A 24,585-nucleotide genomic window follows, 5' to 3' on the forward strand; every position below is an offset into this window, starting at 1 on the left:
TAACTTGACGCAAACAAAAGACGACTGAGGATAATCGGCAGTGCAGTGCTTTCCAATTCGCTGGGTGCGAGGGGCCGCCCTTGTGGCTGTATGTGGTGTACTGGCCGCGTGCCAGCTCCCTAAATCTGGCCCCAACAAATCCGAGATTCTGGCCGGTTCAGTGGAAAATGGTGGCAATGCCTTCGTCGTTGAGGTGGATGACAGAATCGCGCGAGCGACATCAAAAATCCCCCAATTCGGTTTTTCGTCCTCCTTCACCAGCGCGCAGAGCCTGACGGCGGATACCGTTCGCCCTGGCGACGTGTTGGGATTGACGATCTGGGAAAATGTCGATGATGGTCTGCTGTCAGGTGACGTCAGCTCTGCCACATCACTCAATGAGGTTCAGGTTGACGCCGATGGCTTCATCTTTGTGCCCTATGCAGGGCGTGTGCGCGCCTCTGGAAACACGCCCGAGCAACTGCGTCGAATAATTACTGAAAAATTGCAGGATCAGACGCCTGACCCTCAAGTTGAAGTCCGCCGGGCTGCGGGAGATGGTGCGACCGTTTCACTAACAGGAAGCATTGGGTCGGCGGGGATCTATCCAATTGAACTTCCTACCCGTACCCTCTCAGGCATGCTGTCACGTGCGGGTGGCGTATCCGTTGGTTCCGACATAGCGCTTGTGACGCTGCTCAGGGGCAACCAAAAAGGGACAGTCTGGTACGACGATCTGTTCAGCAACCCCAAGCTGGATGTCGCACTGCGTGGCGGGGATCGCATTCTGGTTGAAGCCGACAGCCGGTCGTACATTGCACTTGGCGCAACCGGTGGTCAGTCTCGGGTTGCATTTGACACTCAGGACCTTTCGGCGCTCGAAGCCTTGGCGCAGGTTGGCGGATTGCTGCCCCTGTCCTCGGATCCGACCGGCATTTTCGTGTTGCGAAAGGAACGTCAGGACATTGCTCGTTCAGTGATGGGGCGTTCGGACCTGCAGGGCGATCAGCGCATGATTTACCTGCTGAACCTGACGGCCCCCAACGGGCTTTTCATTGCACGGGATTTCGTGATCCGTGACGATGACACAATCTATGTGACCGAAGCACCATATGCGCAGTGGACAAAGTCTATTTCCCTGATCTCCGGCGGCCTTACTCCGCTGGCCAATGTCGCCACGCTGACAGGCAACTGATGTCGCCTGAAACAACAGCCGGGTCTGAACGCACCCGGCTGCTTGTCTACAATGGTGGTTTCCTGACATCCCGCCGAATTCGCCGAATACTGTCCCTGTCCGGTTACGACATCCGGATTGGCCTGCCAAAAGGCGGTGATGCCGTCGGGGTTTGGGGCAATAGCCCGACGGCCCATCGCGGCCTTGCTGTCGCGGATCGGCACAATGCCCCGGTGCTGCGCGTTGAAGACGCCTTTCTTCGGTCTTTGCATCCAGGTCGCAGCGGAGAGCCGCCTCTTGGCCTGTTGCTTGATCGGTCCGGACTGCATTTCGACGCGGCCCAGACGTCCGATCTGGAAACATTATTGGCCACTCATCCGTTGGATGACACCGCCCTGCTAAACCGCGCACGAGGCGGGATCGAACGGATGCGCGAGCTGCATCTTAGCAAATACTCGGCCTTTGATCTGACCGCTCCGCCCCCTGACCCTGGCTATGTACTGGTGGTTGATCAGGTCCGCGACGACGCGGCTGTGACGGCCAGCGCCGGGGATGAGGCCCGGTTTCGCGAAATGCTGGTCATGGCGCAGGAAGAGAATCCCGGCGCCAAAGTTCTGATCAAGACACATCCCGACACCATCGCCGGGCATCGTTCAGGTTATTTCTCCACCGCTGACCAATCCGATCGCGTCTCGGTCATCAGCACACCGGTCAGCCCGTGGTCTTTGTTGGAAGGTGCGGTTGGCGTTTACACCCTATCCTCACAGATGGGGTTCGAGGCAATTTTGGCCGGGCATAAACCGCGTGTTTTCGGCCAGCCCTTCTATGCAGGCTGGGGGCTGACGCAGGATGAAGCACACCTGCCACGCCGCCAACGCAACCTGACGCGCGCGCAATTGTTTGCTGCAGCGATGATCCTCTATCCAACCTGGTACGATCCATACCGGGACCAGCTGTGCGAGTTGGAAACCATTCTGGACACGCTTGAGGCGAGAACCCGCGCCTGGCGGCAGGATCACAAGGGATGGACCGCCTCGGGTATGCGCCTGTGGAAACGCAAACACCTGCAACGGATGTTTGGGCGCGAGAAAACGGTCCTCTTCACTGACGATCGACCAGCGCAATCAGATCGCCCTCACATGGTCTGGGCAAATAAAGCCACGGGCACGGAAAGTGCCGTCCGGGTCGAAGATGGATTTCTGCGCTCGCGCGGGCTGGGCGCAGATCTTGTTCCGCCCCTGTCATTGGCAACGGACAATCAGGGGATTTACTACGACCCGACGCATCCCAGCCAACTGGAAGGGTTTATTGCCGCCCGGGAAACTCTGCGGCTAGATCAGGAATTGCGTGTCGAAAGGTTGATCGCGCAAATCGTCTCCGCCCAAATCACCAAGTACAACACAGGGGTCGGCACCCCGGATTTGCCAGTTGGGCATCGCATACTGGTGCCCGGTCAGGTCGAAGACGATGCTTCAATCCAGTTGGGCACCAGCACTGTTCGCACAAATGCCGATCTGTTGCGCGCCGTGCGCGAGGCAAACCCAAACGCCATTCTGGTCTACAAACCGCACCCCGATGTCGAAGCAGGCTTGCGCGATGGGGCAATCGAGGCCGCAGACCTCGCCGATGTCATCGCCACCCATTGCGACCCGGCAGCTCTGCTGCCGCAGGTCCAAGAAGTCTGGACCATGACCTCATTGCTGGGGTTTGAGGCTTTGATGCGCGGTGTCAGTGTTACCACCCTGGGCGCGCCTTTCTATGCGGGTTGGGGGCTGACAAACGATTTGGGAACCGTCCCAGTCCGCAGGGGCGCTCGACCACCGGTTTTAGGTTTGGTCCACGCGGCGCTGATCGACTATCCCCGGTATTTGGACCCTGCGACAGGTGAGCCCTGCCCCGTAGAAGTTGCGGTTGAACGGCTGTCACAAGGTTCTGCACCCGCAGGCGGTCCACTGCTTCGAGTTCTGTCAAAACTACAAGGCGCATTCGCGACCCATGCACATATCTGGCGTCGTTAACGCAGCACCCGCGCCCAACGGTGCATGATGTCCGGCCCGATGACCTGGGTCTCGATCAACTCAAAACGCGGGGCATTGTCCAACTTGTCCAGCCCCAGCGTACCGATGGCTGACAACCCTTCGGCACCGATTGCAAGCCCGGCGGTGAACCCGACCAATTCATCGACCATATCCGCGGCAAGTAACGACGCGGCCAAAGCCGCTCCGCCCTCGCAGAACACGCGGGTCAGACCTGCTTTACCCAACCGCTGCAACAAGTCCGCTGCATCGATCTGGTGGTCGTCCAGCGCGCAGGGCAGCAAGCGCGCGCCCAGCCCTTCCCACGCGCGGGCACGCTCGGCATCCGGGGATGGGCCATGACATAGCCAAACGGGAACCTCTGCTGCAGTGCGTGCCAGCTGCCCCAATAAGGGAATGTCCAAATGGCGCGAGACCACAATTCGCACAGGCTGAGCGTCGACCCCAATATCCCGAACGGTCAGGGATGGGTCATCGGCGCGCGCGGTTCCCGCCCCGACCATCACCGCATCATGACGCGCACGCATGGCATGCACCGCACGCCGCGCCTTTGGGCCGGTGATCCATTGGCTATGCCCCGTCGCGGTGGCAATGCGCCCGTCAAAACTGCTGGCCAGTTTCAGGGTGACGAAAGGGCGCCCCTGTTCGGTTTTCAGGAAGAACCCCGCAAGATCCTGGGCTGCTTGGTCGGCCAGAACACCGGTGACAACTTCGATCCCCGCCTCGCGCAGCATGGCAAAGCCCTGCCCCGCAACACGCGGATCGCTGTCTTCGATGGCCGCGACAACACGGGCCACACCGGCAGCAATCAGGCCCTCGGCGCATGGGGGTGTTTTGCCGTGGTGGGCGCAGGGTTCAAGCGTGACATAGGCCGTTGCACCCCGCGCCGCGTCTCCGGCCTGTGCCAGCGCTTGGGGTTCGGCGTGTGGGCGGCCACCCGGCTGGGTCCAGCCGCGCCCCATAATGCGCTCATCACGCACGATCACGCAACCGACGGCTGGGTTTGGCCAGCACGTTCCTTGACCGCGCCGCCCCAAAGACAGGGCAAGCGCCATATATCGCTTATCTGTTTCGCTCACTCGTCCGTCGAAGGCTGCGGCGGGCGCAGTTCGTGGACAAACTCCTCGAAGTCATCGGCCGCCTGGAAATTCTTGTATACGCTCGCAAAGCGAACATAGGCGACGGTGTCGATCCGCGCCAGAGCTTCCATGACGATCTCGCCAATTTTGCTGGACGGGATGTCGGTCTCACCCATGCTTTCCAGACGACGCACAATTCCAGAAATCATCTGGTCAATACGTTCCGGATCAATCGGGCGTTTCTGCATCGAAATGCGGATCGAACGCTCCAACTTGTCCCGATCGAAGTCTTCGCGTTTGCCGTTGGTTTTGATGACCACCAAGTCACGCAGTTGGACACGTTCGTAGGTCGTAAAACGTCCGCCGCAAGCAGGGCAGAACCGGCGTCTGCGGATCGCAACGTGATCCTCTGCCGGGCGTGAATCTTTGACTTGAGTATCGATATTTCCGCAAAACGGGCAGCGCATCCACCGTCTCCTCGTCCCTGGTTCCGCCTCTTTTTGTAAGCACTACGACTTACTTATCCACAACTATAGGGTAGCCGCTAGGATTTGGGTAGTCGGAAATTTCCACCGCAACATAAAGGGGTCAGGCGAAGTGCGCAGCGACCTTTCGCACATGCGCTGCGGTGCGGTGTTCAAACAGGTAAATGCCCTGCCATGTTCCCAGCACCGGTTGCCCCGCGGACACGGGAACAGAAAGCGAAACAGGCAAGAGAGCCGCCTTGATATGGGCGGGCATGTCGTCTGGGCCTTCGTAGGTATGGCGCAGATAGGCCATAGCGGGGTTGTCGGACGGCGGCACCAAACGTTCAAAAAATGCGTGCAGATCTGTTTGCACCTCAGGATCAGCATTTTCCTGAATGGTCAGCGAACAGGACGTATGTCGTACGAAAAGCGTAAGTAATCCATCGCCTGAGACCGAGTTAAGCCAGTTGCGCACGTCCCGGGTAAATTCGTACAACCCTGGTCCGTTCGTCGAAATAATAAACTCGTTCTGCATATGGCGATCAGTCCTCGATCAGTCGCGGAACGGGCGGATGTTGCAACGTCCGTTTGCCCCCTGAACCGACATGCTTTCGCCAGCCTTAAAGCCGACCGAGATCGAGCTGCTTTGCTGGGCAACGTTTGTAGGTTGCTGCAGCGAGAATTGAACGGCTGTGCGGCGACCCGTCGCTTCGCTGGGGCCATAGCCGCGCCAGACGTAAATTCGCTGCTGCCAACCGGCACCCAAAGTTCGACGCGCATAGTCCGCAGCCGCGCACCAATACCCATCCACATCCTGTCGTGCCCGCGGGATCACTTCGAACACAATGTTGTTGACTGAAACCGTCTGATACCCGTTTCGTGCGGCCGAAGCCGACGACACTGGCACGGTCAGCAAGATCGCGGCGGAAACCGCCAAAGTCATAACCTTTTTCATAATCATACTCTCATTCGCTTCGAGGTAATTTTTCAAATAGTATACATTCTTACCGGGCAAAGCTGGTTCACAATCATTTCAGTTCAAGCTGGCCAGCGCGTGATCGTACGTAAGCCAGCCCTTGTACCGGATCAAGTCCCCGACAAAGGGCATTCGGGCCGCAACATCAAACCGGAATCGTCCGTCATCATCCTGCCATTCCACGGTCTTTGATTGCGGCAGAAGCACCTTTGCGAAAGGTACTCGCAGCATGCTGAGGCGCAGGATCTGGATCTCTAACCGCTCGTTCGCAACAACCGGTTTCAGCCAAACGCAAACCTGTCCAAACTGCTCGCGGACGCATCCCATGTCCTGGTCCAAAGTCAGCTGCGATCGGGTGATGTGACCATCGAAATCGCGCGTCCAGATCCAGGCGCTCCCTTCTTTCTCGACGCCGAGCCGCACCGGGATATCGTCGCCCCCAAACGGCATACCGGCAAAGCGCAACGCGAGTTTGGCCAGCCATCCCCTGCCCGGCGTGACCGAACATCGCCCGGAATAAAACCCGCCCGTACTATGCAATGCCTGCAACGCTTTGGGCAGGCTTGTTCCCATCGGCAACGTTTGCAAAAAAGGATCAGGCTGCACTCAGAACCCCTCGGGCAGGAAACGAGCCCGCAGAGCTTTGTCCGGGACCATGCAGGTCGGTGAACGTCCAAAGATGGCATACCGGTTTCTGGCGATCGCGTAGTACAGTGGGTCTTTGATGATACTTGGAAAGTATTTGCAGATCGAAAGAGCACGCCAGAACCCTGGCAGCTTGTGCATCGCGGCAGCGAAAGCATCCAACCGTTGATGCACCACGCCATCGGTCACAACGAGATTGGTTTCAAAATCCCGGGTCGGCAGTCCAAGTTCTTTGTATAGCCTTTGTCCCAAAGGCGATTGCGCGGTGGCAAATTTGAACCGCTGCGCCTTGTCCCGGGCAACCATGAAACGAAAAAACCCCGAGCACAGAGCGCATTCGCCGTCAAAGACGATGAAATCCTGACCATCCGCCGCATCTGTTGCCAGTTTGGTCATGCCAGTTACGCTCGCTATCCCGTTTTGACGCACATTCGCATCACTGCGCATTTCGGGCAATGCGACACTGGGCCATCTTTGCGAATTGATATGTGTCGGGGAGCCGCGGGTCATCTGCGCGACAAGTTTCCTGGGCTCTGACCTCATCCCCACAAGGCTTAACCCGACAGCACGCGGAAAATACGTATGACACCCACTGTAGGCTTGCGAAATTCTGCCATTGTTATTTGAATAGATGACAGCGGCCGGAACAAAGGCCGCGAAATGAAATACGCTGCTAACTCGGGTTTGAACATGGACGTCGATATTGCCCGCATTCAAGTGTTGTCCAAAACACTAGATCAAAGGGCAGAAGATCCTTCGATTGGTGATCGCGTGCTGGCCAAATCCGGTCTGAGCCGCAGCGACATTGCGCCACCTGCAACAGCCTATAGCGCGCACAAAGAGGCGTTGTTTGTCCGCTACGCCTGCGACGCGCTGAATGACATCACCTTTTCGGCCAGTGCTGGGCTTGGCTTCAGGTCGTCCTCCAGCCTGACGGCGTATATCAGTAAATACTCGCGTGATCTGAAGCAGGTGATCGAAAACTCGTCGCGATTTCACGGGATGATAGACCCGGCGTTATACTTCAGTCTGCGCGTTTCTGGAAATTTTGCTTCAATCGAAGCCGACTGGAAGGATGCCAGTTTTGCCCGATATCACCGTCGTACCGAATTTTTGATTTTCGCGGCCCTCGCCCGCATTCGCTCGTTAACGCAGACAAGTTTCTTTCCCATAGAAATCCGCTTTCAGCACGAGGTCGGCGAAGCCGGAAAAGAGTTTCAGAAACTAGCGGGCTTTCCTGTGTCCTTTGGTGCAGAGCGGTTGGAAATAATACTGACGCTGTCCTCATTGGATCTGCCGGTGCCGACATATGACCCCTCTCTGCGCGAGCATCTTCTGTCATATGGCGATAGGGTTCAGGCCGAAAGTGACCAGCCCGCGCAAAAACTCAGGGCGCAAGTCGAGGGGTTGATCACCCGGTCTATGCCCGGCGCGATTATTCAAGCGGACGACGCAGCCTCGAACCTTGGGATGAGCCCGCGCACCTTTGCCAGGCGGTTGAATGATGAAGGCACAAGCTATCGTGAGATTGTCGAAGACTTGAGGTGCGATCTGGCGCAGACTTTTATCACCAACGGGATGCCCTTGTCGGAAATCGCCTATTCGCTGGGTTATGCGGATCAACCTGCGTTTTCTACGGCCTTCAAACGCTGGACCGGTCAGGCACCCAGCACGTTCCGCACTCGGTTGGGACCGTAACACGGAAAGGGTGGCCGGGGGTCGTCAGCGGCACAGCCTCGCCCCGGCCTGTCCCATGAGTGGACAAGGCAGAAATAGGGGCCACATCGCCGCATGACTTGTGAGTTCTCGCCAATTTGAGGTTTGAACCGGTCACCGTGATCAACGCGTGAACGGATAAGAAAAAGGCGCCTCGGTTGAGGCGCCTTTTCGATTACTGATCCAGGAAGGACCGCAGTTTGCGCGATCGGCTTGGATGTTTCAGTTTCCGCAGTGCTTTCGCCTCGATCTGACGAATACGTTCGCGGGTCACGCTGAATTGCTGGCCAACTTCTTCCAGAGTGTGGTCCGTGTTCATACCGATGCCAAAGCGCATCCGCAGAACACGTTCCTCACGCGGTGTAAGCGACGCCAGAACCCGGGTGGTCGTTTCCTTGAGGTTTTCCTGAATGGCGCTGTCTAAAGGCAGCACGGCATTCTTATCCTCGATGAAATCGCCCAGTTGGCTGTCTTCCTCGTCGCCAATCGGCGTTTCAAGGCTGATCGGTTCCTTGGCGATCTTCATCACCTTGCGAACCTTCTCCAGCGGCATCTGCAGCTTTTCGGCCAGTTCTTCCGGCGTCGGCTCACGTCCGATTTCGTGCAGCATCTGACGACCGGTCCGGACCAGCTTGTTGATCGTTTCGATCATGTGCACCGGAATACGGATCGTACGGGCCTGATCCGCGATGGAACGCGTGATCGCCTGACGGATCCACCAGGTCGCATAGGTCGAGAACTTGTACCCGCGGCGGTATTCGAACTTGTCCACCGCCTTCATCAGGCCAATGTTACCTTCCTGAATAAGATCAAGGAATTGCAGGCCACGGTTCGTGTACTTTTTGGCAATCGAGATCACCAAGCGCAGGTTGGCTTCGACCATTTCTTTCTTGGCCTGACGCGCCTCTTTCTCACCCTTTTGAACCTGCTGCACGATGCGGCGGAATTCAGGGATGTCCAAGCCGACATACTGACCGACCTGAGCCATATCGTTGCGCAGTTCCTCGACCTTGGCGGTCGAACGTTCGATGAACATCTGCCAACCCCGGCCCGGCTTTTCTGCCATCTCGGTCAGCCAGTTCGGGTCCAGTTCGCGCCCACGATAGGCGTCGATAAACTCACGACGGTTGATGCGCGCCTGATCCGCCAGTTTCACCATCGAGCTGTCCAGAGACATGATGCGACGGTTAATGCCGTACAGCTGGTCAATCAGCGCTTCAATACGGTTGTTGTGCAGATGCAGACCGTTCACCAGTTCTACGATCTCAGACCGCAGCTGTTGATAGGTCGCCTCTTGTTTTTCCGAGAACGTGTCGTCTTCGTTCAGGGTCGCCGAGATCCGGCTATCCTGCATTTCCGACAGCATCGAGAAGTCAGTCGAGATCCGTTCCAGCGTAGTCAGAACCTGATCTTTCAGCGCGGCTTCCATCGCGGCCAACGACATGTTGGCCTGCTCATCATCGTCATCGTCGTCGTCATTGTTCAGCGGGTTGCCGTCGGCATCCAGCTCGGGGCCGGTATCCTTGGCGGGTTTTGCCGCCTGAACCGCAGACGTGTCGACAACCGGCTCTTCGACATCCCCGTCTTCATCCAACTGGTTGCCAAACGTGGCCTCCAGATCGATGACATCGCGCAACAGAATGTCTTCGGACAACAATTCGTCGTGCCAGATGGTGATCGCCTGGAAGGTCAGCGGGCTTTCGCACAGACCGGCAATCATGGTGTTGCGACCGGCTTCGATCCGCTTGGCGATGGCAATCTCGCCTTCGCGGCTCAGCAGTTCGACGCTGCCCATCTCGCGCAAATACATGCGGACCGGGTCATCTGTGCGATCCAGCTTTTCAGCACCAGCACCCGCCAGCGCAACCTCTCGGTTGCTTTCTGCAGCAACCAGTTCGGTCGAGCCTTTGTTCTCTTCTTCCTCGGCCTCTTCATCTTCGATGATGTTGATGCCCATCTCGGACAGCATCGACATAACGTCTTCGATCTGTTCCGAACTGACCTGATCAGGCGGCAGAACCTGATTGAGCTGGTCGTAGGTGATGTAACCTTTCTCGCGGGCCTCGGCGATCATTTTCTTGACGTTGGCCTGGCTCATGTCCAGCGAGATTTCCTGTTCCTGCTCGTCGGATTTGCGGTCTTCGTTTGTATCCTTGGCGGCCATTCAATGCTCCTGCAGGGATGGGTGATTCGTTTGTACCGAATCATTAGCGCGTAGAAGTGATTCGGCCACCCGTTTACCCGTTTTTCTTTTCCAGTGCCTTACGAAAACACCACTTTAGCGACGTTTCCGTTCAAAATTGATGCCAGACATGATCGCCTGAAACGCGTCTTTCTCGTCGCGGTTGATTCGTGCGCCGTTATCGGCGATGTCAAAAACCGACCTATCCTCGTTCTGACTGCGGCTTGTGCGGTTACGCTCTTCGGCGGCCTGGGCCAGCCGGTATGTCAGCGCTTCATCAGCCAGATCAGACAGTTCCTCTGCAGCTTCGGCAATCTCGGCATCCAATCCCCGGAGCGCTTTGATTTTCGCGAGTTCCTCGGCCAGAGTCATCTCGGCCTTTTCGACGTCGCCTGGTTTGAACACACAAGGGATTACTGCGACATGGCGAAGGGCCAGCAGGTTTTCAAGGATTTCGCCGCCCAAAGTTTCAAAAATGTGGTCTTTCAGATGCTCTGGGTCGTCGATCGCATGTCGAAGGATGGCGGCGCGCAAGGCGGCATGATCGGGATCGTGGCACTCCATCTCTTCAAGTTGATGTTCGAATTGGACCACAACAGTGGGGTTCAGGATGGCGATTGCCAGAATCGCAGCCTCGCGCATCTGGATATCCGCAGTTTCTGAAGACGCCAGAAAAGATGAGCGCGCACCGGGGGTTGCTGGCTGTTTCGGAGGTTGCCACTTGCCGCGTGGCTGCCATTGGCGATTTTGCGGCTGACGTTGCGGGCGGAACAATTGCCAGCGCAGGTCTTTGATCTCTTGCCCGTAATGCGCCCGGATCGAGGGGTCGCGGATCAGTTTGATCTTGTCCCTCAGCGACTTATCCAACGCAGCTTTGCGTTCCGGGCTGTCGAACACCTTGCCCTCTGTCTCACGCTGCCACAGCAGCTTGACCATCGGAATCGCGCCTTCAAGCACTGTTTTCACGGCTGCCGGTCCCTCGGCTCGTAGTAAATCATCGGGATCCTTGCCCTCGGGCATCAGGGCAAAGCGCAGAGATTTCCCGGCCTCTAACAGTGGCAACGCCAGATCAACGGCCCGCATCGCGGCACGCAGGCCGGCCGTGTCGCCATCCAACGCGATGATCGGCTCATCCGAGATGCGCCACAGGAGTTGCAACTGATGTTCGGTGATCGCCGTGCCCAATGGGGCGACCGACGCCCCAAATCCAGCTTCGGCCAGGGCGATCACATCCATGTACCCTTCGGCCACGATCAGAGGTTGCCCTTTGCCTGCGGCCTGACGCGCAGGGCCGTGGTTATAAAGACTGCGCCCCTTGTCGAACAATTCCGTTTCGGGCGAGTTCAGGTATTTCGCATTGTCATTGGGGTCCATTGCCCGACCGCCAAACGCGATGCACCGCCCGCGCGGATCGCGGATAGGGTACATGATCCGATTGCGGAACGTATCATAAGGCTTTTTGCCCTTGTTCGAAGGTTTGGCCAGCCCGGCCCCAAGGATCAGGTCCTCGGCCACGTTCTTTCCGCGCAGGTGATCCCACAACCCTTGCCAGCCATCCGGCGCAAACCCGATCTCCCACCGGTCCAACGCCTGCGCATCCAATCCTCGACGCGTCAGGTAGTCTCGCGCCACGCCCCCTGCCCCGGTCTTGAGTTGCAAGCGGAAGAATTGCGCGGCCTGCTCCATGACGTCGGCCAGTTGCGACCGGCGATCCTGCTTTTCCTGCGCTTTCGGGTCGCGCGCGGGCATGGGCATGCCTGCCTCGCGCGCCAAAATCTCAACAGCTTCGATGAATGAGACATTCTCGGTCTCTTTCACAAAGCTGATCGCATCGCCTTTGGCGTGACAACCAAAGCAGTAATAAAACCCCTTTTGGTCATCTACGTGGAAGGACGCGGTCTTTTCGTGGTGAAACGGGCATGGCGCCCACATGTCCCCCTTGCCCTGATTGGACTTGCGCTGATCCCACATGACTTTGCGCCCGACGACCTGAGACAGGCTTAGGCGGGTGCGCAGTTCATCCAGAAATCCGGGGGGCAGTGACATGGGTCAAACCTGACAGAAACAAGAACGCGCGCCAAGGGTATGGCGCGCGTTTGTCCACAGGGAAATGATGGGGCTGTGGATTATTGCTGCAAACACAGCTCAAGCCAGGCGGCGCCCAGATCCTTTTTGCGCACGTCGCGCATCTTTTGTTCGTAGACCCAAGGCGCGATCAACGGGATGGCAGCATTGTAATTTTCGGGCCAAGTCGGGCTGGTTTCGGCAACTGCCTGGGGCACGTTGCGCTCTTTTACACGGTCCAGCCGTGCCTTCTGGATCGCCGCAACAACGTCTGCCTGATATTGGCAGCTTTGCTCTTTGGTCTCTTCCGCAGCTAATGGGGTAGCCAGCAAAGCGGCTGCAATGGCGATACGCAACATAGAAAACTCCGGTAATCGATTCTGTCGCTGCAGCTTACCTGTCGCAGGCACGGCCCGCCATTACCGTTTTCGGCGTATCTGCCGGGGTTGAGGCCGCCAGCCCTTATCGTAGGGGCAGCCTGACAAAGCCAGGCTGCCCCTGATTTCAAACCATCATAGCCCTTTGGCGCGATAGCTTTTGGACACACGGTCGATGGCCACAATATAGGCCGCCGTCCGCAGATCCTCGACATCATCACGGCTGTGCCAGACTTCGCGCATGGATTGATAGGCAATGCGCATCGTGTCATCGAGGCCCGAGCGCACCAGTTCCAACTCGTCCGCACCGCGAAGGTACTTGGCCTTAAAGTCCGGCGACATCGACCAGGCATCGCCTAGGTAACGGTCCAGCCGCTCCAACTCGCTGACGATCAGCTCATGCCGCGCCTCTTCTTGACGGCGCTGCATACGGCCAAAGCGAATATGGCTGAGGTTCTTGACCCATTCGAAATAGGAAACCGTCACACCACCCGCGTTTGCGTACATGTCCGGAATGATCACCGTACCCTTCTTGCGCAGAATCTCATCCGCACCGGCAGTCACCGGGCCATTCGCAGCCTCAATGATCAAAGGCGCTTTGATCCGGTCTGCATTAGACAGGTTGATAACCGCTTCCAGAGCAGCCGGGATGAGGATATCGCATTCTTCTTCAAGAACTGCACCACCCTCGGCCGAGTGCGTCGCATCTGGATAGTCACTGACGCCGCCATGCTTGACGATCCACTGGCGTACGGATTCCACGTCGATCCCGTCGGGATTATACAGCGCACCATCCCATTCGATGATGCCGACAATTCTGGATCCGTCCTCCTCGCTCAGGAACTTTGCGGCGTGATAGCCCACATTGCCCAGTCCCTGAACAATGATACGTTTCCCATCCAGCTTGCCGGACAACCCTGCCTTTTGCATGTCTTCCGGGTGGCGGAAGAACTCTCGCAGAGCGTATTGGATGCCACGGCCCGTTGCTTCGACCCGGCCGGCGATTCCGCCTGCATTCAGTGGTTTACCGGTCACACAGGCGCGCGCATTGATGTCCGTCGTGTTCATCCGGGCGTATTGGTCCGCCATCCACGCCATCTCACGCTCACCCGTTCCCATGTCGGGAGCGGGTACGTTTTGCGAGGGGTTGATCAGATCGCGCTTGGCCAGCTCATAGGCAAAGCGGCGGGTGATCTGCTCCAACTCGTGCTCTTCGTATTTACGGGGATCGATGCACAATCCCCCTTTTGATCCGCCAAAGGGCGTTTCGACCAGAGCACATTTGTAAGTCATCAGAGCGGCAAGCGCCTCGACCTCGTCCTGGTTCACAGCAAGGGCGTAACGAATACCGCCCTTTACAGGCTCCATATGCTCGGAATGAACCGAGCGGTAGCCGGTGAAAGTATGAATATCGCCGCGCAGGCGGACGCCGAACCGAACGGTGTAGGTGGCGTTGCAGACACGGATCTTTTCCTCAAGCCCCGGCGGCAGGTCCATAAGGGACGCTGCCCTGTTAAACATCAAATCTACACTTTCGCGAAAGCTGGGTTCATTAATGGCCGTCATGTAATCCTCCGTGCCGACGAACGACGAGCGTTCTGACGTTTTGTCGCACCCATTGGCTAAACGATCAATAATTAAGCAACAATAAAACCCGAAATCGTCATTAAGGCGCTCAGACCGGGCTGAGTCGCGCGTTGGGCTCAACACCTGAATAATTGTCGCCCGACCGAAAACAGAGGCGAAAAAGTCGTTCAATTATCTACGGTTCCAGCCCAAAGTTGCCATAACTCTGGCGCTTCCGCCCAATTCACGCCACGATTCGCCGTTAGTTTTCATACGTTAACTTTTCCTTAGCAGCGTCGGATATCTGCTCAGCGAGGACGGCTAGATGAAAATGCGCGTATTTAAGTGCAACGCCAAGAATTATAAGAACGCAGCCGCTGCTGCTCGTCGTTTTTCACGCGACGAGGACGGTGGCGTGTTCACGATCTTTGTGGTTGTTGGGTTTTTGCTCATATTTGCGACAGCAGGTATCGGCGTTGACATTATGAATTTTGAGCGTGACCGAGCGAGCCTTCAAGGAACTCTGGACCGTGCGGTTCTTGCAGCGGCCAACGTCAAACAAAAACTCGCCCCAAAAGATGTAGTCATTTCTTACATTGAGAAATCCGACGTCCGCGGCGATCTTACCGAAGAACCTATCGTTTTTGATGATCCGACCATCGGATCAAGAAAAGTTACCGCAAACGCTAAAGTCGACGTCCCTACACACTTCATGTGGTTTTTTGGGTATCCCACACTGACAGCTTCGGTAACAAGCGTTGCTGAAGAGGCCATTGGGTCGCTCGAAATCGCGTTGGTTCTGGATATTTCCGGCTCAATGGGCGATCCATCCGCAACAGAGGGTAAAACAAAGATACAGGCGCTTCGAGAGGCCGCCGTACAATTCGTGGATACGATCTATCTTGGCGAAGACCCGGACAAGATTTCTATCTCGATCATACCCTACAACAACCAGGTGAACGCTGGCGCGAACCTTTTGGACAACATGCCGGGTGTTACGACAGAACACAGTTATTCCAATTGCGTGGATTTCAAGGACACCGAAATCGAAGACCAATTCAAAGAATCTTGGATTGATCCGAACAAAACACTCAATCGCACAGCGCATTTCGACCGCTCTAACAAAAGTGACCGATACGATCGAGAATCCCACTCCTATTCAGTTTGCACTACCCGAGCCGGCAGTTCCATCACGCCGGTAACCAATATCAAAACTGACCTGCACAAGCAGATAAACGCCATGACTGCGGGCGGAAACACGTCGATTGATATCGGAGTCAAATGGGGTGCCGCACTGCTGGATCCCCAATTCCAGCCGGTCATCAGCAGACTATCAACGCAGAACGCCGACCCGAACGTCGTAGTTGATCCGGAAACGGGAAAAGACGCGGATGGAAACATTCCCCCCAAAGTCGTTCCACCGACCTTTAGCAACCGCCCTCTGGCATATGAGTCCAATGTCAAAAAGATCATGATTGTCATGACAGACGGGCAGAACACCAGCAATTGGATTTTGGACGAGGACTTGCGCGACGGATTATCGGATGTTTGGTACAATCCCAGCACAAGTATTGAAAAGGACTATAGGAACTGTCGCGAGTATTATGACTGGGACGTCGGAGTATGGGTTAAATACGACTGCTGGAGAACATTGACTCGCTCTGGTGAGTACAGTGTTCAAATCTCAGAAAACCCGCCCGAGTTTTTCTATACCCGGAGGGGAACAAGAGGGCACACGGAACCCTTCAACGAAGAAGGTGAATCCGTCCGCCTGACCTACCCGGAACTGTGGAATCGTGTGAACTTGGACTGGAACGCCGAGTATAACTATGCATTCGAATACCAGCGCACTCGAGACTGGTACAACAATGCCTTCACAACGATTGGTAGCGGAACCAAAAACACTAGGGTGAGTGATATTTGCGGTGCGATCAAGGCTAAGAACGTTGATGTCTATGGCATTGCATTCGAAGCACCGGAAGCAGGTGCCACGGTCATCGATAACTGTTCTAGCGGCGACGGCTTCTTTTTCAAAGTCAACGACGGCGGCGGCCTGGGCGACGATAACCTCTCGCTTTCACAAGTTTTTGACTCCATTGCCGTTTCAATCAAACAACTGAGACTGACGCAATGATCCGCAAAGCTCTGGGAAAAGTGATCAGGTTCAAACGAACTGAGGACGGTTCGTTGACCGTCGAGTTCGCCATACTGTTCCCTTTGTACATATTCTTCATTCTAGGCGTCATCGAATACTCGTTGGTCACGATTCAGAAAGCGATGCTGGATCGCTCTATGGATCTGGTCGTGCGCGACATTCGACTTGGGATCAATTTGCCGGATACTGAGCACGATACAATCAAGAATGCCATCTGCGACCATATGGTTGTTATGCACGCATGCTCTGACAACCTGCTTTTGGAGATGATTGTTCAGAATCCGCGTGGCGTTTTGGATTTTCCGGTCGAGCCCACCTGCGTTGACAGAGCGGAAGAGGTTCAACCTGTTACCGTGTTCCAAAACGGCGGATCCAACGCACTGATGATCATGCGCGCCTGTGCAAAGGTCGATCCAGTATTTCCCACGACGGCAATGGGGCGAGCTCTGTCAGGCGAAGATGGTCTGGTCACTCTTACGTCGACGACGACCTTTGTTCAGGAGCCTTAAAATGACGCGTATTGCTTCACGTATCCGTCACTCGCTTGGCACTTTTGCGAGCAACGAAAACGGCAACCTGTCCGTGGAGACGGCTATTATTTTACCTCTCCTCGTATGGACTGTTACACTTACATATACGTACTTTGATGGTTTTCGCGAAAACACCGCCAACCTAAAAGCTGCGTACACAGTAAGTGACTTGATTTCACGTGAAGGTGAGGATGCAATTACCGATAACTATGCGGAATCTATGTATTTGGTATACAACCGTATGGTGACCGACAATTCACCGCTAAAAATGCGTTTGTCGGTAATCCAGTACATCGCTGCAGATGTAGATGCGGGTACAGAAGAGCGCTATAGAATTGAGTGGTCGACAACTTGCGGGTTCGAGGGCAATTGGACCAATGACAACCTCGACCCTTTGATTGAATTGCTTCCGGAAATGGCGGATTTGGACACTATGATCATTGTCGAAACGTCGAAAGACTACGTTCCATTGCTGAACACCACTTGGCTGGACAGAGATCACACATTCAATAACTTTGTTTTCACGCGTCCGCGTTTTGTTCCAATCGTCAAGGGGAACGTTTCTGATCACTTCTGTCAGCAGGATGTAGAGCCAGTGGGTGTAGCACCTGTATCATGAATTTTGTTTCGGCGGCCGTGGTCAGGCCGCCGATGCCAACACGGCGCCCCAATCGCCACCAGAGTCCCGGTGCCCAGCTGTTTCCTGCGCTTTCCTTTGTCCTCAACAAAAATCCATTTGACGGTTTGAACGCAAACACCCCCTGATCGATGGTCTCGATATCTTCGACACGCGTAATCACCTGCCCCGATCCGGTCCGCAATTCAGTCTCTGTCAGCTCGATCCAGTCGCTGGTGGCTTGCCACATGCGATAGGCTAGCCAGAACGCCGCCACACCAACGACAAGCAAAAAAACAAGCCAGGCCGGTTCCGGTGGCGTGGTCAAAGCGACATAGATGACCAACACACCCACGGTCGACAGCATCCCGACCCCTATCCAGCGCCTGGATGATGAAGGTCGGACCGTGGCCAGAATTTCTTGTTGCATTGACGTCCCCTGCTCTGCTCGGTCCGGGTTTATCCGCTTTGTCCGCCGAAAAACAGAGGGAAGCCGACTATGGAATTGCGCACAGCACCCGTGTTTGCACGCAAATTGACGCATATCGCCAACAGCATACATGATCCCCACAAATTCAGGAGGCCGTCATGTCCCTTAGACCAACATTGGAAACCCGCAAAGCCATGCCAACCATGGAAGGCGCAGGCGTCAAATTGCACCGGGCCTTTGGATTTCAGGACCCGTCCGAGCTTGACCCGTTCCTGTTGTTCGACGACTTCCGCAATGATCACCCCAAGGATTATCAGGCAGGCTTCCCCTGGCATCCGCATCGCGGCATCGAAACCATCACTTATGTCCTGTCCGGCTCGGTCGAGCATGCGGATTCGCTGGGCAACACCGGCATTTTGGGCGCAGGCGACGTTCAGTGGATGACCGCCGGGTCCGGAATCCTGCATCAGGAAATGCCCAAGGGAAACGGTGCGGGCCAAATGCACGGTTTCCAGCTGTGGGGCAATCTGCCGTCAGATCAAAAGATGACAGCCCCCCGCTATCAGGATGTCCAAAGCAAAGAGATCCCCGAGGTCACTGATGATGACGGCACCACCGTGCGCGTTATTGTTGGTGAGTTCTGGGGCAAAACCGGCCCGGTAGACGGTATTGCCGCCGACCCGCAGTACTTGGATATTCAGGTTCCGGCCGGTGTGAGAAAGACCTTTCGCATCGACACCTACCGCCGGGCGTTTGCCTATGTGTTCCAAGGACAGGCGGCCTTTGCCGATGCATCACAACCTACCGGCGTGCTTTTGGAAAAAGAAGTCGCGGGACAAGAGGTTAACATCCGTGATCTGTCCGGTGACCGCACTCTGGTTCGGTTTGGCACCGGTGATGAGGTCACGGTTCAAGCTGGTCCGGAAGGTGTCCGGTTTCTGTTGATCTCCGGCGCGCCCATTGATGAGCCTGTCGCATGGCATGGTCCAATTGTCATGAACACGCGTGCCGAACTGGAACTGGCGTTCAAAGAACTCCGCAATGGCACATTCATCCGCGCCGCGCACTGATTAAACAAAGTTGGTCAGGCGGTTACGGCGCGTCTGACCATATCCCAATAAACCTGCTCTACTTCGTCCAGCGACAAGCGTCCGCCTGCACGATACCAGGTCATCACACCGTTCAGCATCGCGATCACGGCCAAGGTCGCGATTTTGGTATCGGCAACCGAGAAGAGCCCAGACTTCTGCCCATCCTGCAAGATGGCTTCAAGCGAATCCTCATAAGCCCGGCGCAGGCCTTCTATTTCCGAGAAGTTTTCGGGCGTGAGGTTGCGCAGCTCCATATAGGCAATAAAGACTTCATCCGGTCGCTCCAAATGAAACCGAATGTGAAAGCCGACAAAGCGGCGCAGCGCAGCCTCTGCATCGGCAGGTTTTTCAAGCTCATCGTATGCGGCCAACAGATCCTGCATATGGTCATGCATCAGGCGATAAAGCAGGCTTTGCTTGTCTGGCGTATAGTTATACAGAGCACCCGCTTGTACGCCCACCTCCTTTGCGATCTGGCGCATGGACACGGCTGCATAGCCATGTCGGGCAAACAGCCCCAGCGCTGCTTTTCGAATGCGCGGGCCGGTGATATCGGAATGTGAACCTTGAGTACGTGCCATACCGCCATCGTATATGAACAAGCGTTCATATAGAACCCCGCTTGAACGACCCCAGCAAAAGGTGCATCACAGTCTAAGTCGTTATTGAAAGGGTTCGTTATGAAGCCTCTGCCATTGTTGGTCCTGCTTCTGACTTGCGCTGCCTGCACGGACTTTCCGGAATTGGAAGGACGCGAGCAGCCGAATGTGCGCTCGGCCGCGTATCCGAAGCTGGTCCCACTTCAGGATATTCTTGGCCCGCCCATAGATCCCGTGAACGAAGCGGCCGAGGTTGAAGAAGACCTGACCGCGCGCCGCGAAGCGCTGGCCAAAAGGGCCGAAGCGCTGCAGAACGCGCAAACCAACTGACCTTTAGCGTTTCAACCGACTGTTACCGCTGTCTCGGATTGCGCCTCGGCGCCGAACCCGTTAAGGCACCTTTGAACGGGCAAACAGCCCGAAACCAAGGACATTCGAGCGGAAAGGAACCCACGGGATGACACAGGCGCTGCGGCTGGGAATTGCGGGCTTGGGAACGGTTGGCGTGGGTGTCGTGCGGATCGTGCGCCGCCATGCGGACCTGCTGCAGGCGCGTACAGGTCGTGCGATCGAAATCACAGCTGTTTCTGCACGCGACGCAAACAAAGACCGTGGCGTGAACCTGTCGGAGTATGCATGGGAGACTGATCCCGTTGCTTTGGCGCAGCGCGACGATGTCGATATTTTTGTCGAACTTATGGGCGGCGAAAACGGCCCCGCCAAAGCATCTGTCGAGGCCGCGTTGGTCGCCGGCAAGGATGTGGTGACCGCAAACAAGGCTTTGTTGGCCATTCACGGTCAGGAGCTGGCTGAAAAAGCCGAGGACGCAGGCCGTGTAATCCGTTTCGAAGCGGCCGTTGCTGGTGGTATCCCTGTGATCAAATCCCTGACCGAGGGGCTGGCCGGGAACGAGATCACCCGCGTCATGGGCGTGATGAACGGCACCTGCAACTATATCCTGACGCGGATGCAATCGCAGGAGTTGGGGTATAACGCGCTGTTCGAAGAATGTGCCGAGCTGGGCTACCTTGAGGCTGACCCGAACCTGGACGTGGGCGGCATCGACGCGGCGCACAAGCTGGCGCTGTTGTCCTCGATCGCGTTTGGCACCAAACCGAATTTCGACGGCATCCAGATCGAAGGCATCCAGCATATCAGTCTGGATGACATTCATCAGGCAGCCGACATGGGCTATCGTATCAAGTTGCTGGGTGTCGCTCAGCGCTCGGCACGCGGTCTGGAACAGCGGATGCAGCCATGCCTTGTACCCAGCGGCTCGCCCTTGGGTCAGCTGGAAGGCGGCACGAATATGGTCGTCATCGAAGGCGACGCAGTCGATCAGGTCGTCCTGCGCGGCCCCGGTGCGGGCGAGGGTCCAACGGCAAGCGCCGTGATGGGTGACGTCTGCGATCTGGCGCGGGGGTTGCAAATCCCGACCTTTGGCCGCCCAGCAACAACATTGGAAGACGCAAAACCCGCTATTACCGGCCTGCCCGCCCCCTACTATCTGCGCCTCGCGCTGTTCGACAAACCCGGTGCACTGGCCAAAGTGGCCGCCATTCTGGGTGACGCGGGCGTCTCGATCGACCGGATGCGCCAATACGGGCACACCGAAGCCACCGCGCCGGTTCTGATTGTGACCCACAAAACCACGCGGGCCACTTTGGATGTCGCTTTGGAAGGGCTTCGCGCGACCGATGTCGTGTCGGGTGAGCCCGTCGCACTGCGGATTGAAGAGGTTTGACCCTTGCGGCTTGCACAAAACGCAGGCTATGCCCGATGAAACGCCTTTATTGACCTGAGGATACGAAAAATGAGCGCTGCCAAAATCGATTTCAACGACCGCCTGTTGTCTCTGGGCCTTGCACGGGTCGCAGAGCAGGCCGCACTGGCATCGGCCTCGCTGGTCGGACGTGGTGACGAAAAGGCTGCGGATCAGGCGGCTGTAAACGCGATGCGCGAGCAGCTGAACCTGCTGGACATTGCCGGCGTGGTTGTCATCGGCGAAGGCGAGCGTGACGAAGCACCGATGCTGTATATTGGCGAAGAGGTCGGCACTGGAAACGGCCCCGGTGTGGATATCGCACTGGACCCGCTTGAGGGCACGACTCTGACCGCCAAGGACATGCCGAACGCGCTGACCGTGATAGCTATGGGGCCGCGCGGATCAATGCTTCACGCACCCGATGTTTATATGGACAAGCTGGCCATTGGTCCGGGCTTTCCCGAAGGCGTCGTGAACCTCGACATGAGCCCACGCGAGCGTGTTGAAGCGCTGGCCAATGCCAAAGGCTGCAAGCCTGCCGACATCACCGTCTGCATTCTGGAGCGTCCCCGCCACGAAGCGATGATCGCTGAAGTGCGCGAAACCGGCGCCTCGATCCGCCTGATCACCGATGGTGACGTGGCTGGTGTCATGCACTGTGCCGAAAGCGAAGAGACCGGCATCGATATGTACATGGGTCAAGGCGGAGCGCCCGAGGGCGTTCTGGCCGCTGCCGCGCTGAAATGCATGGGTGGACAGATCTTTGGCCGCCTGCTGTTCCGCAATGATGACGAGCGTGGTCGTGCCGCCAAGGCGGGTATCACCGATCTGGACCGTGTTTATTCTCGTGATGAGATGGTGACTGCAGACGTGATCTTTGCCGCAACTGGCGTGACCGGTGGTTCTTTGCTGCCGCGGATCAAACGCCAGCCGGGTTGGGTTGAAACCACCACCCTGTTGATGCGTTCCAAAACCGGGTCGGTGCGCCGCATGTCCTACCGCACGCCAACCTGGCCGCACGACAACGCGTGATGGCTTGCACCTTTGCCTTTGGCATAGGTATCGATAGATACATTGAGGCCGGGTCCGAGAGGGTCCGGCCTTAGCATATGAGAGGCAGGCATGAGCTTTTTAGGGGTTGAGCAGTCACTGACCGGGCGGCGCTGGATCGGACCGGAGGCCGAGGTCGAACGGGCAACAGAAATGCTGGTGCAACAGACTGGCCTGCCTCGTGCAGTGTGTCAGGTTCTGGCGCGGCGCGGAGTGCCCCCCATGGAAGCCGAAAGCTTTCTTGAACCAAAGCTGAAGGAATTGCTACCCGATCCCCGGTCCATGAAGGATATGGAGACCGCCGCAACGCGGTTTTTGGAAGCTGTCCGGAATAAGCAGCGGGTCGCGGTTTTTGCCGATTACGACGTCGATGGGGGCAGTTCGGCGGCTTTGCTACTTGTCTGGCTGCGTCAGATGGGGCTGCAAGCCACGCTGTATGTGCCAGACCGAATTGATGAGGGTTATGGGCCGAACGTGCCTGCAATGCAGGAACTGGCGGCCGCGCATGACCTGATTATCTGCGTGGACTGCGGAACGCTCAGCCACGAACCTATCGCGGCGGCAAAAGGCGCGGATGTCATTGTGTTGGACCACCACCTTGGTGGTGAAACGCTGCCGGATTGCGTGGCCGTAGTGAACCCGAACCGGCAGGATGAAAGCGGCGACCTGGGTTATTTCTGCGCCGCTGGCGTAGTGTTTCTGATGCTGATTGAGGCTGGTCGGCAACTGCGTGAGGCTGAGGTTAAGGGTCCCGACCTGATCGGGCTGCTGGATCTTGTGGCATTGGCAACCGTTGCAGACGTGGCCCCGCTGATTGACGCGAACCGGGCGCTGGTGCGGCAAGGCCTTAAGGTCATGGCACAGAGGCAACGACCAGGATTAGTGGCGCTGTCGGATGTGGCGCGTATGGATTCAGCGCCTACCAGCTATCACCTGGGTTTTCTTCTGGGTCCGCGCGTCAATGCGGGCGGGCGGATTGGTCAAGCGGATCTGGGCGCGCGACTGCTCAGCACGGACTCGATGACCGAAGCCGAAGCGCTTTCTCAAAGATTGGATGAGTTGAACACCGAGCGTCGTGATATCGAAAACGCAGTCCGTGCAGCGGCGCTGGAACAGGCCGAGGAACGTGGGCTGGATGCCCCCTTAGTCTGGGCGGCGGGCGAAGGGTGGCATCCCGGCGTTGTCGGCATCGTGGCATCCCGCCTCAAGGAAAGCGCCAACAGACCCGCCATTGTCATCGGCTTTGATGGTGATGAAGGAAAGGGTTCAGGGCGGTCGGTTTCTGGCGTTGATCTGGGGGCATCAATCCAACGGTTGGCGGCCGAGGGACTCTTGGTTAAAGGCGGCGGGCACAAGATGGCCGCTGGGTTGACCGTTATGCGGGATCAGTTGGAGCTGGCCATGGAACGCCTCAGCGAGTTGTTGGCCAAGCAAGGCGCGGGCAAAGGCGGTCCTGCAGACATGAAGCTAGACGGAGCGCTTATGCCGGGCGCAGCTTCGGTCGATCTGATCGAACAGATAGAAAAAGCCGGTCCTTTCGGGGCCAGCGCCCCTGCCCCGCGCTATGCGTTGCCGGACTTGCAGGTGCGATTTGCCAAGCGCGTGGGGGAATCGCATCTGAAACTGTCGCTGTCCGACGGGGTTGGTGGTGGTCTTGATGCCATTGCCTTTGGAGCCTTTGACGGACCAATGGGTGAAAAGCTGTCCAACCATGGCGGCGCGCGCTTTCATTTCGCCGGACGGCTTGAAGTGAACACATGGGGTGGACGGCAAAGCGTTCAGCTGAGGTTGGAGGACGCGGCAGAGGCAAACTGAGCCCATTTCCGGCCCTGCCAAAAAAGTTTCGCATCCCTGCATTTTTCGGCTTGCGGGGGTCAGAGGTAAACCGTAAAAGGCCCTCCACAAGCCAGCGTGGCCCGTTCGTCTATCGGTTAGGACGCCAGGTTTTCAACCTGGAAAGAGGGGTTCGATTCCCCTACGGGCTACCACTTGTGCTTGTGCCATTGGCAGATGGCCCGTTCGTCTATCGGTTAGGACGCCAGGTTTTCAACCTGGAAAGAGGGGTTCGATTCCCCTACGGGCTACCAC

The 24,585-nt window shown here is 56.9% G+C and carries 23 protein-coding genes and 2 tRNA genes; 13 read left to right on the forward strand and 12 right to left on the reverse strand.

The features are described from left to right. Window positions 1–40 precede the first annotated feature (40 nt). Together AC2FFP_RS06820 and AC2FFP_RS06825 are read left to right on the forward strand one after the other, a co-directional pair. Window positions 41–1,174, forward strand: a complete 1,134-nt coding sequence (locus tag AC2FFP_RS06820) for a polysaccharide biosynthesis/export family protein (protein ID WP_496880843.1) — start codon at window positions 41–43, stop codon at window positions 1,172–1,174. Beyond that, on the forward strand, window positions 1,174–3,171 hold the full coding sequence (locus AC2FFP_RS06825) for a capsule polysaccharide biogenesis protein (protein ID WP_496844032.1): 1,998 nt from the start codon (window positions 1,174–1,176) through the stop codon (window positions 3,169–3,171). Before AC2FFP_RS06820 ends, AC2FFP_RS06825 begins: the two co-directional genes overlap by 1 nt. Here the strand turns inward: AC2FFP_RS06825 and ribD are convergent. From ribD to AC2FFP_RS06855, 6 genes are all read right to left on the reverse strand, one after another. Then, complete coding sequence (ribD, locus tag AC2FFP_RS06830; RefSeq protein ID WP_496766847.1) at window positions 3,168–4,268, reverse strand: bifunctional diaminohydroxyphosphoribosylaminopyrimidine deaminase/5-amino-6-(5-phosphoribosylamino)uracil reductase RibD; 1,101 nt, start codon at window positions 4,266–4,268, stop codon at window positions 3,168–3,170. The two genes, AC2FFP_RS06825 and ribD, sit on opposite strands and share 4 nt — an antisense overlap. Then, on the reverse strand, window positions 4,265–4,735 hold the full coding sequence (nrdR, locus tag AC2FFP_RS06835; protein ID WP_037307671.1) for a transcriptional regulator NrdR: 471 nt from the start codon (window positions 4,733–4,735) through the stop codon (window positions 4,265–4,267). Before nrdR ends, ribD begins: the two co-directional genes overlap by 4 nt. A gap of 121 nt (window positions 4,736–4,856) precedes the next feature. After that, window positions 4,857–5,270, reverse strand: coding sequence for a secondary thiamine-phosphate synthase enzyme YjbQ (locus AC2FFP_RS06840; protein ID WP_496766848.1), 414 nt, complete (start codon window positions 5,268–5,270; stop codon window positions 4,857–4,859). An 18-nt stretch (window positions 5,271–5,288) separates the two neighbouring features. Then, a complete protein-coding gene (locus AC2FFP_RS06845; protein WP_496766849.1) occupies window positions 5,289–5,690 on the reverse strand; it encodes a hypothetical protein in 402 nt (133 codons plus the stop codon). Window positions 5,691–5,768: 78 nt separating this feature from the next. Then, on the reverse strand, window positions 5,769–6,317 hold the full coding sequence (locus tag AC2FFP_RS06850) for a DUF4166 domain-containing protein (protein ID WP_496781062.1): 549 nt from the start codon (window positions 6,315–6,317) through the stop codon (window positions 5,769–5,771). After that, on the reverse strand, window positions 6,318–6,866 hold the full coding sequence (locus AC2FFP_RS06855; RefSeq protein WP_496766851.1) for a thiol-disulfide oxidoreductase DCC family protein: 549 nt from the start codon (window positions 6,864–6,866) through the stop codon (window positions 6,318–6,320). A gap of 150 nt (window positions 6,867–7,016) precedes the next feature. On the opposite strand from AC2FFP_RS06855, the gene AC2FFP_RS06860 reads away from it, so the two are divergent. Then, window positions 7,017–8,054, forward strand: coding sequence for a helix-turn-helix domain-containing protein (locus tag AC2FFP_RS06860; RefSeq protein ID WP_496766852.1), 1,038 nt, complete (start codon window positions 7,017–7,019; stop codon window positions 8,052–8,054). 193 nt (window positions 8,055–8,247) lie between these two features. Here AC2FFP_RS06860 and rpoD read toward each other — a convergent pair whose 3' ends face one another. The 4 genes from rpoD to AC2FFP_RS06880 all read right to left on the reverse strand — a co-directional run bounded on the left by rpoD (window position 8,248) and on the right by AC2FFP_RS06880 (window position 14,261). After that, window positions 8,248–10,236 carry an RNA polymerase sigma factor RpoD gene (gene rpoD / locus AC2FFP_RS06865; protein WP_058277324.1) on the reverse strand — a complete coding sequence of 663 codons (1,989 nt, stop codon included), beginning with the start codon at window positions 10,234–10,236 and terminating at the stop codon, window positions 8,248–8,250. Between the two features lie 114 nt (window positions 10,237–10,350). Beyond that, complete coding sequence (gene dnaG / locus AC2FFP_RS06870; protein ID WP_496766853.1) at window positions 10,351–12,300, reverse strand: DNA primase; 1,950 nt, start codon at window positions 12,298–12,300, stop codon at window positions 10,351–10,353. 80 nt (window positions 12,301–12,380) lie between these two features. Continuing rightward, window positions 12,381–12,677 carry a hypothetical protein gene (locus tag AC2FFP_RS06875; protein WP_496738824.1) on the reverse strand — a complete coding sequence of 99 codons (297 nt, stop codon included), beginning with the start codon at window positions 12,675–12,677 and terminating at the stop codon, window positions 12,381–12,383. Between the two features lie 153 nt (window positions 12,678–12,830). After that, the gene (locus AC2FFP_RS06880) at window positions 12,831–14,261 is read right to left on the reverse strand and encodes a Glu/Leu/Phe/Val family dehydrogenase (protein ID WP_496704433.1); all 1,431 of its coding nucleotides are present in this window, start codon (window positions 14,259–14,261) and stop codon (window positions 12,831–12,833) included. A 325-nt stretch (window positions 14,262–14,586) separates the two neighbouring features. Between AC2FFP_RS06880 and AC2FFP_RS06885 the strand changes: the two genes are divergently transcribed. The 3 genes from AC2FFP_RS06885 to AC2FFP_RS06895 are packed head-to-tail and all read left to right on the forward strand — an operon-like array spanning window position 14,587 to window position 17,565. After that, window positions 14,587–16,395, forward strand: a complete 1,809-nt coding sequence (locus AC2FFP_RS06885; RefSeq protein WP_496766854.1) for a TadE/TadG family type IV pilus assembly protein — start codon at window positions 14,587–14,589, stop codon at window positions 16,393–16,395. Beyond that, window positions 16,392–16,925, forward strand: a complete 534-nt coding sequence (locus AC2FFP_RS06890) for a TadE/TadG family type IV pilus assembly protein (protein ID WP_496722072.1) — start codon at window positions 16,392–16,394, stop codon at window positions 16,923–16,925. The genes AC2FFP_RS06885 and AC2FFP_RS06890 overlap by 4 nt, the downstream gene beginning before the upstream one ends. Before the next feature lies 1 nt (window position 16,926). After that, the gene (locus AC2FFP_RS06895; RefSeq protein ID WP_496880844.1) at window positions 16,927–17,565 is read left to right on the forward strand and encodes a TadE/TadG family type IV pilus assembly protein; all 639 of its coding nucleotides are present in this window, start codon (window positions 16,927–16,929) and stop codon (window positions 17,563–17,565) included. Here AC2FFP_RS06895 and AC2FFP_RS06900 read toward each other — a convergent pair. Then, window positions 17,495–17,992 (reverse strand): hypothetical protein, encoded by a 498-nt coding sequence (locus AC2FFP_RS06900; protein ID WP_496844035.1) that lies wholly within the window; start codon window positions 17,990–17,992, stop codon window positions 17,495–17,497. The genes AC2FFP_RS06895 and AC2FFP_RS06900 overlap by 71 nt on opposite strands. A gap of 158 nt (window positions 17,993–18,150) precedes the next feature. Between AC2FFP_RS06900 and AC2FFP_RS06905 the strand changes: the two genes are divergently transcribed. Then, window positions 18,151–19,062 carry a pirin family protein gene (locus AC2FFP_RS06905; RefSeq protein WP_496766856.1) on the forward strand — a complete coding sequence of 304 codons (912 nt, stop codon included), beginning with the start codon at window positions 18,151–18,153 and terminating at the stop codon, window positions 19,060–19,062. Window positions 19,063–19,076: 14 nt separating this feature from the next. Here the strand turns inward: AC2FFP_RS06905 and AC2FFP_RS06910 are convergent, their stop codons facing one another. Further along, the gene (locus AC2FFP_RS06910; RefSeq protein WP_496766857.1) at window positions 19,077–19,664 is read right to left on the reverse strand and encodes a TetR/AcrR family transcriptional regulator; all 588 of its coding nucleotides are present in this window, start codon (window positions 19,662–19,664) and stop codon (window positions 19,077–19,079) included. Between the two features lie 99 nt (window positions 19,665–19,763). On the opposite strand from AC2FFP_RS06910, the gene AC2FFP_RS06915 reads away from it, so the two are divergent. The 6 genes from AC2FFP_RS06915 (at window position 19,764) to AC2FFP_RS06940 (ending at window position 24,584) form a co-directional block, all read left to right on the forward strand. Then, on the forward strand, window positions 19,764–20,012 hold the full coding sequence (locus AC2FFP_RS06915) for a hypothetical protein (RefSeq protein WP_058274791.1): 249 nt from the start codon (window positions 19,764–19,766) through the stop codon (window positions 20,010–20,012). Between the two features lie 127 nt (window positions 20,013–20,139). Further along, window positions 20,140–21,426 carry a homoserine dehydrogenase gene (locus AC2FFP_RS06920; RefSeq protein WP_496766858.1) on the forward strand — a complete coding sequence of 429 codons (1,287 nt, stop codon included), beginning with the start codon at window positions 20,140–20,142 and terminating at the stop codon, window positions 21,424–21,426. 69 nt (window positions 21,427–21,495) lie between these two features. Then, entirely contained in the window at window positions 21,496–22,479 is a 984-nt protein-coding gene (glpX, locus tag AC2FFP_RS06925) for a class II fructose-bisphosphatase (protein WP_058274789.1), read from the forward strand. 90 nt (window positions 22,480–22,569) lie between these two features. Beyond that, a complete protein-coding gene (gene recJ / locus AC2FFP_RS06930) occupies window positions 22,570–24,312 on the forward strand; it encodes a single-stranded-DNA-specific exonuclease RecJ (protein WP_496880845.1) in 1,743 nt (580 codons plus the stop codon). A 98-nt stretch (window positions 24,313–24,410) separates the two neighbouring features. Further along, window positions 24,411–24,485 (forward strand) — tRNA-Glu (locus AC2FFP_RS06935). A gap of 24 nt (window positions 24,486–24,509) precedes the next feature. After that, a tRNA-Glu gene (locus AC2FFP_RS06940) sits at window positions 24,510–24,584 on the forward strand. Window position 24,585 lies beyond the last annotated feature (1 nt).

This window comes from Ruegeria sp. YTSC004 (genome assembly GCF_059609805.1).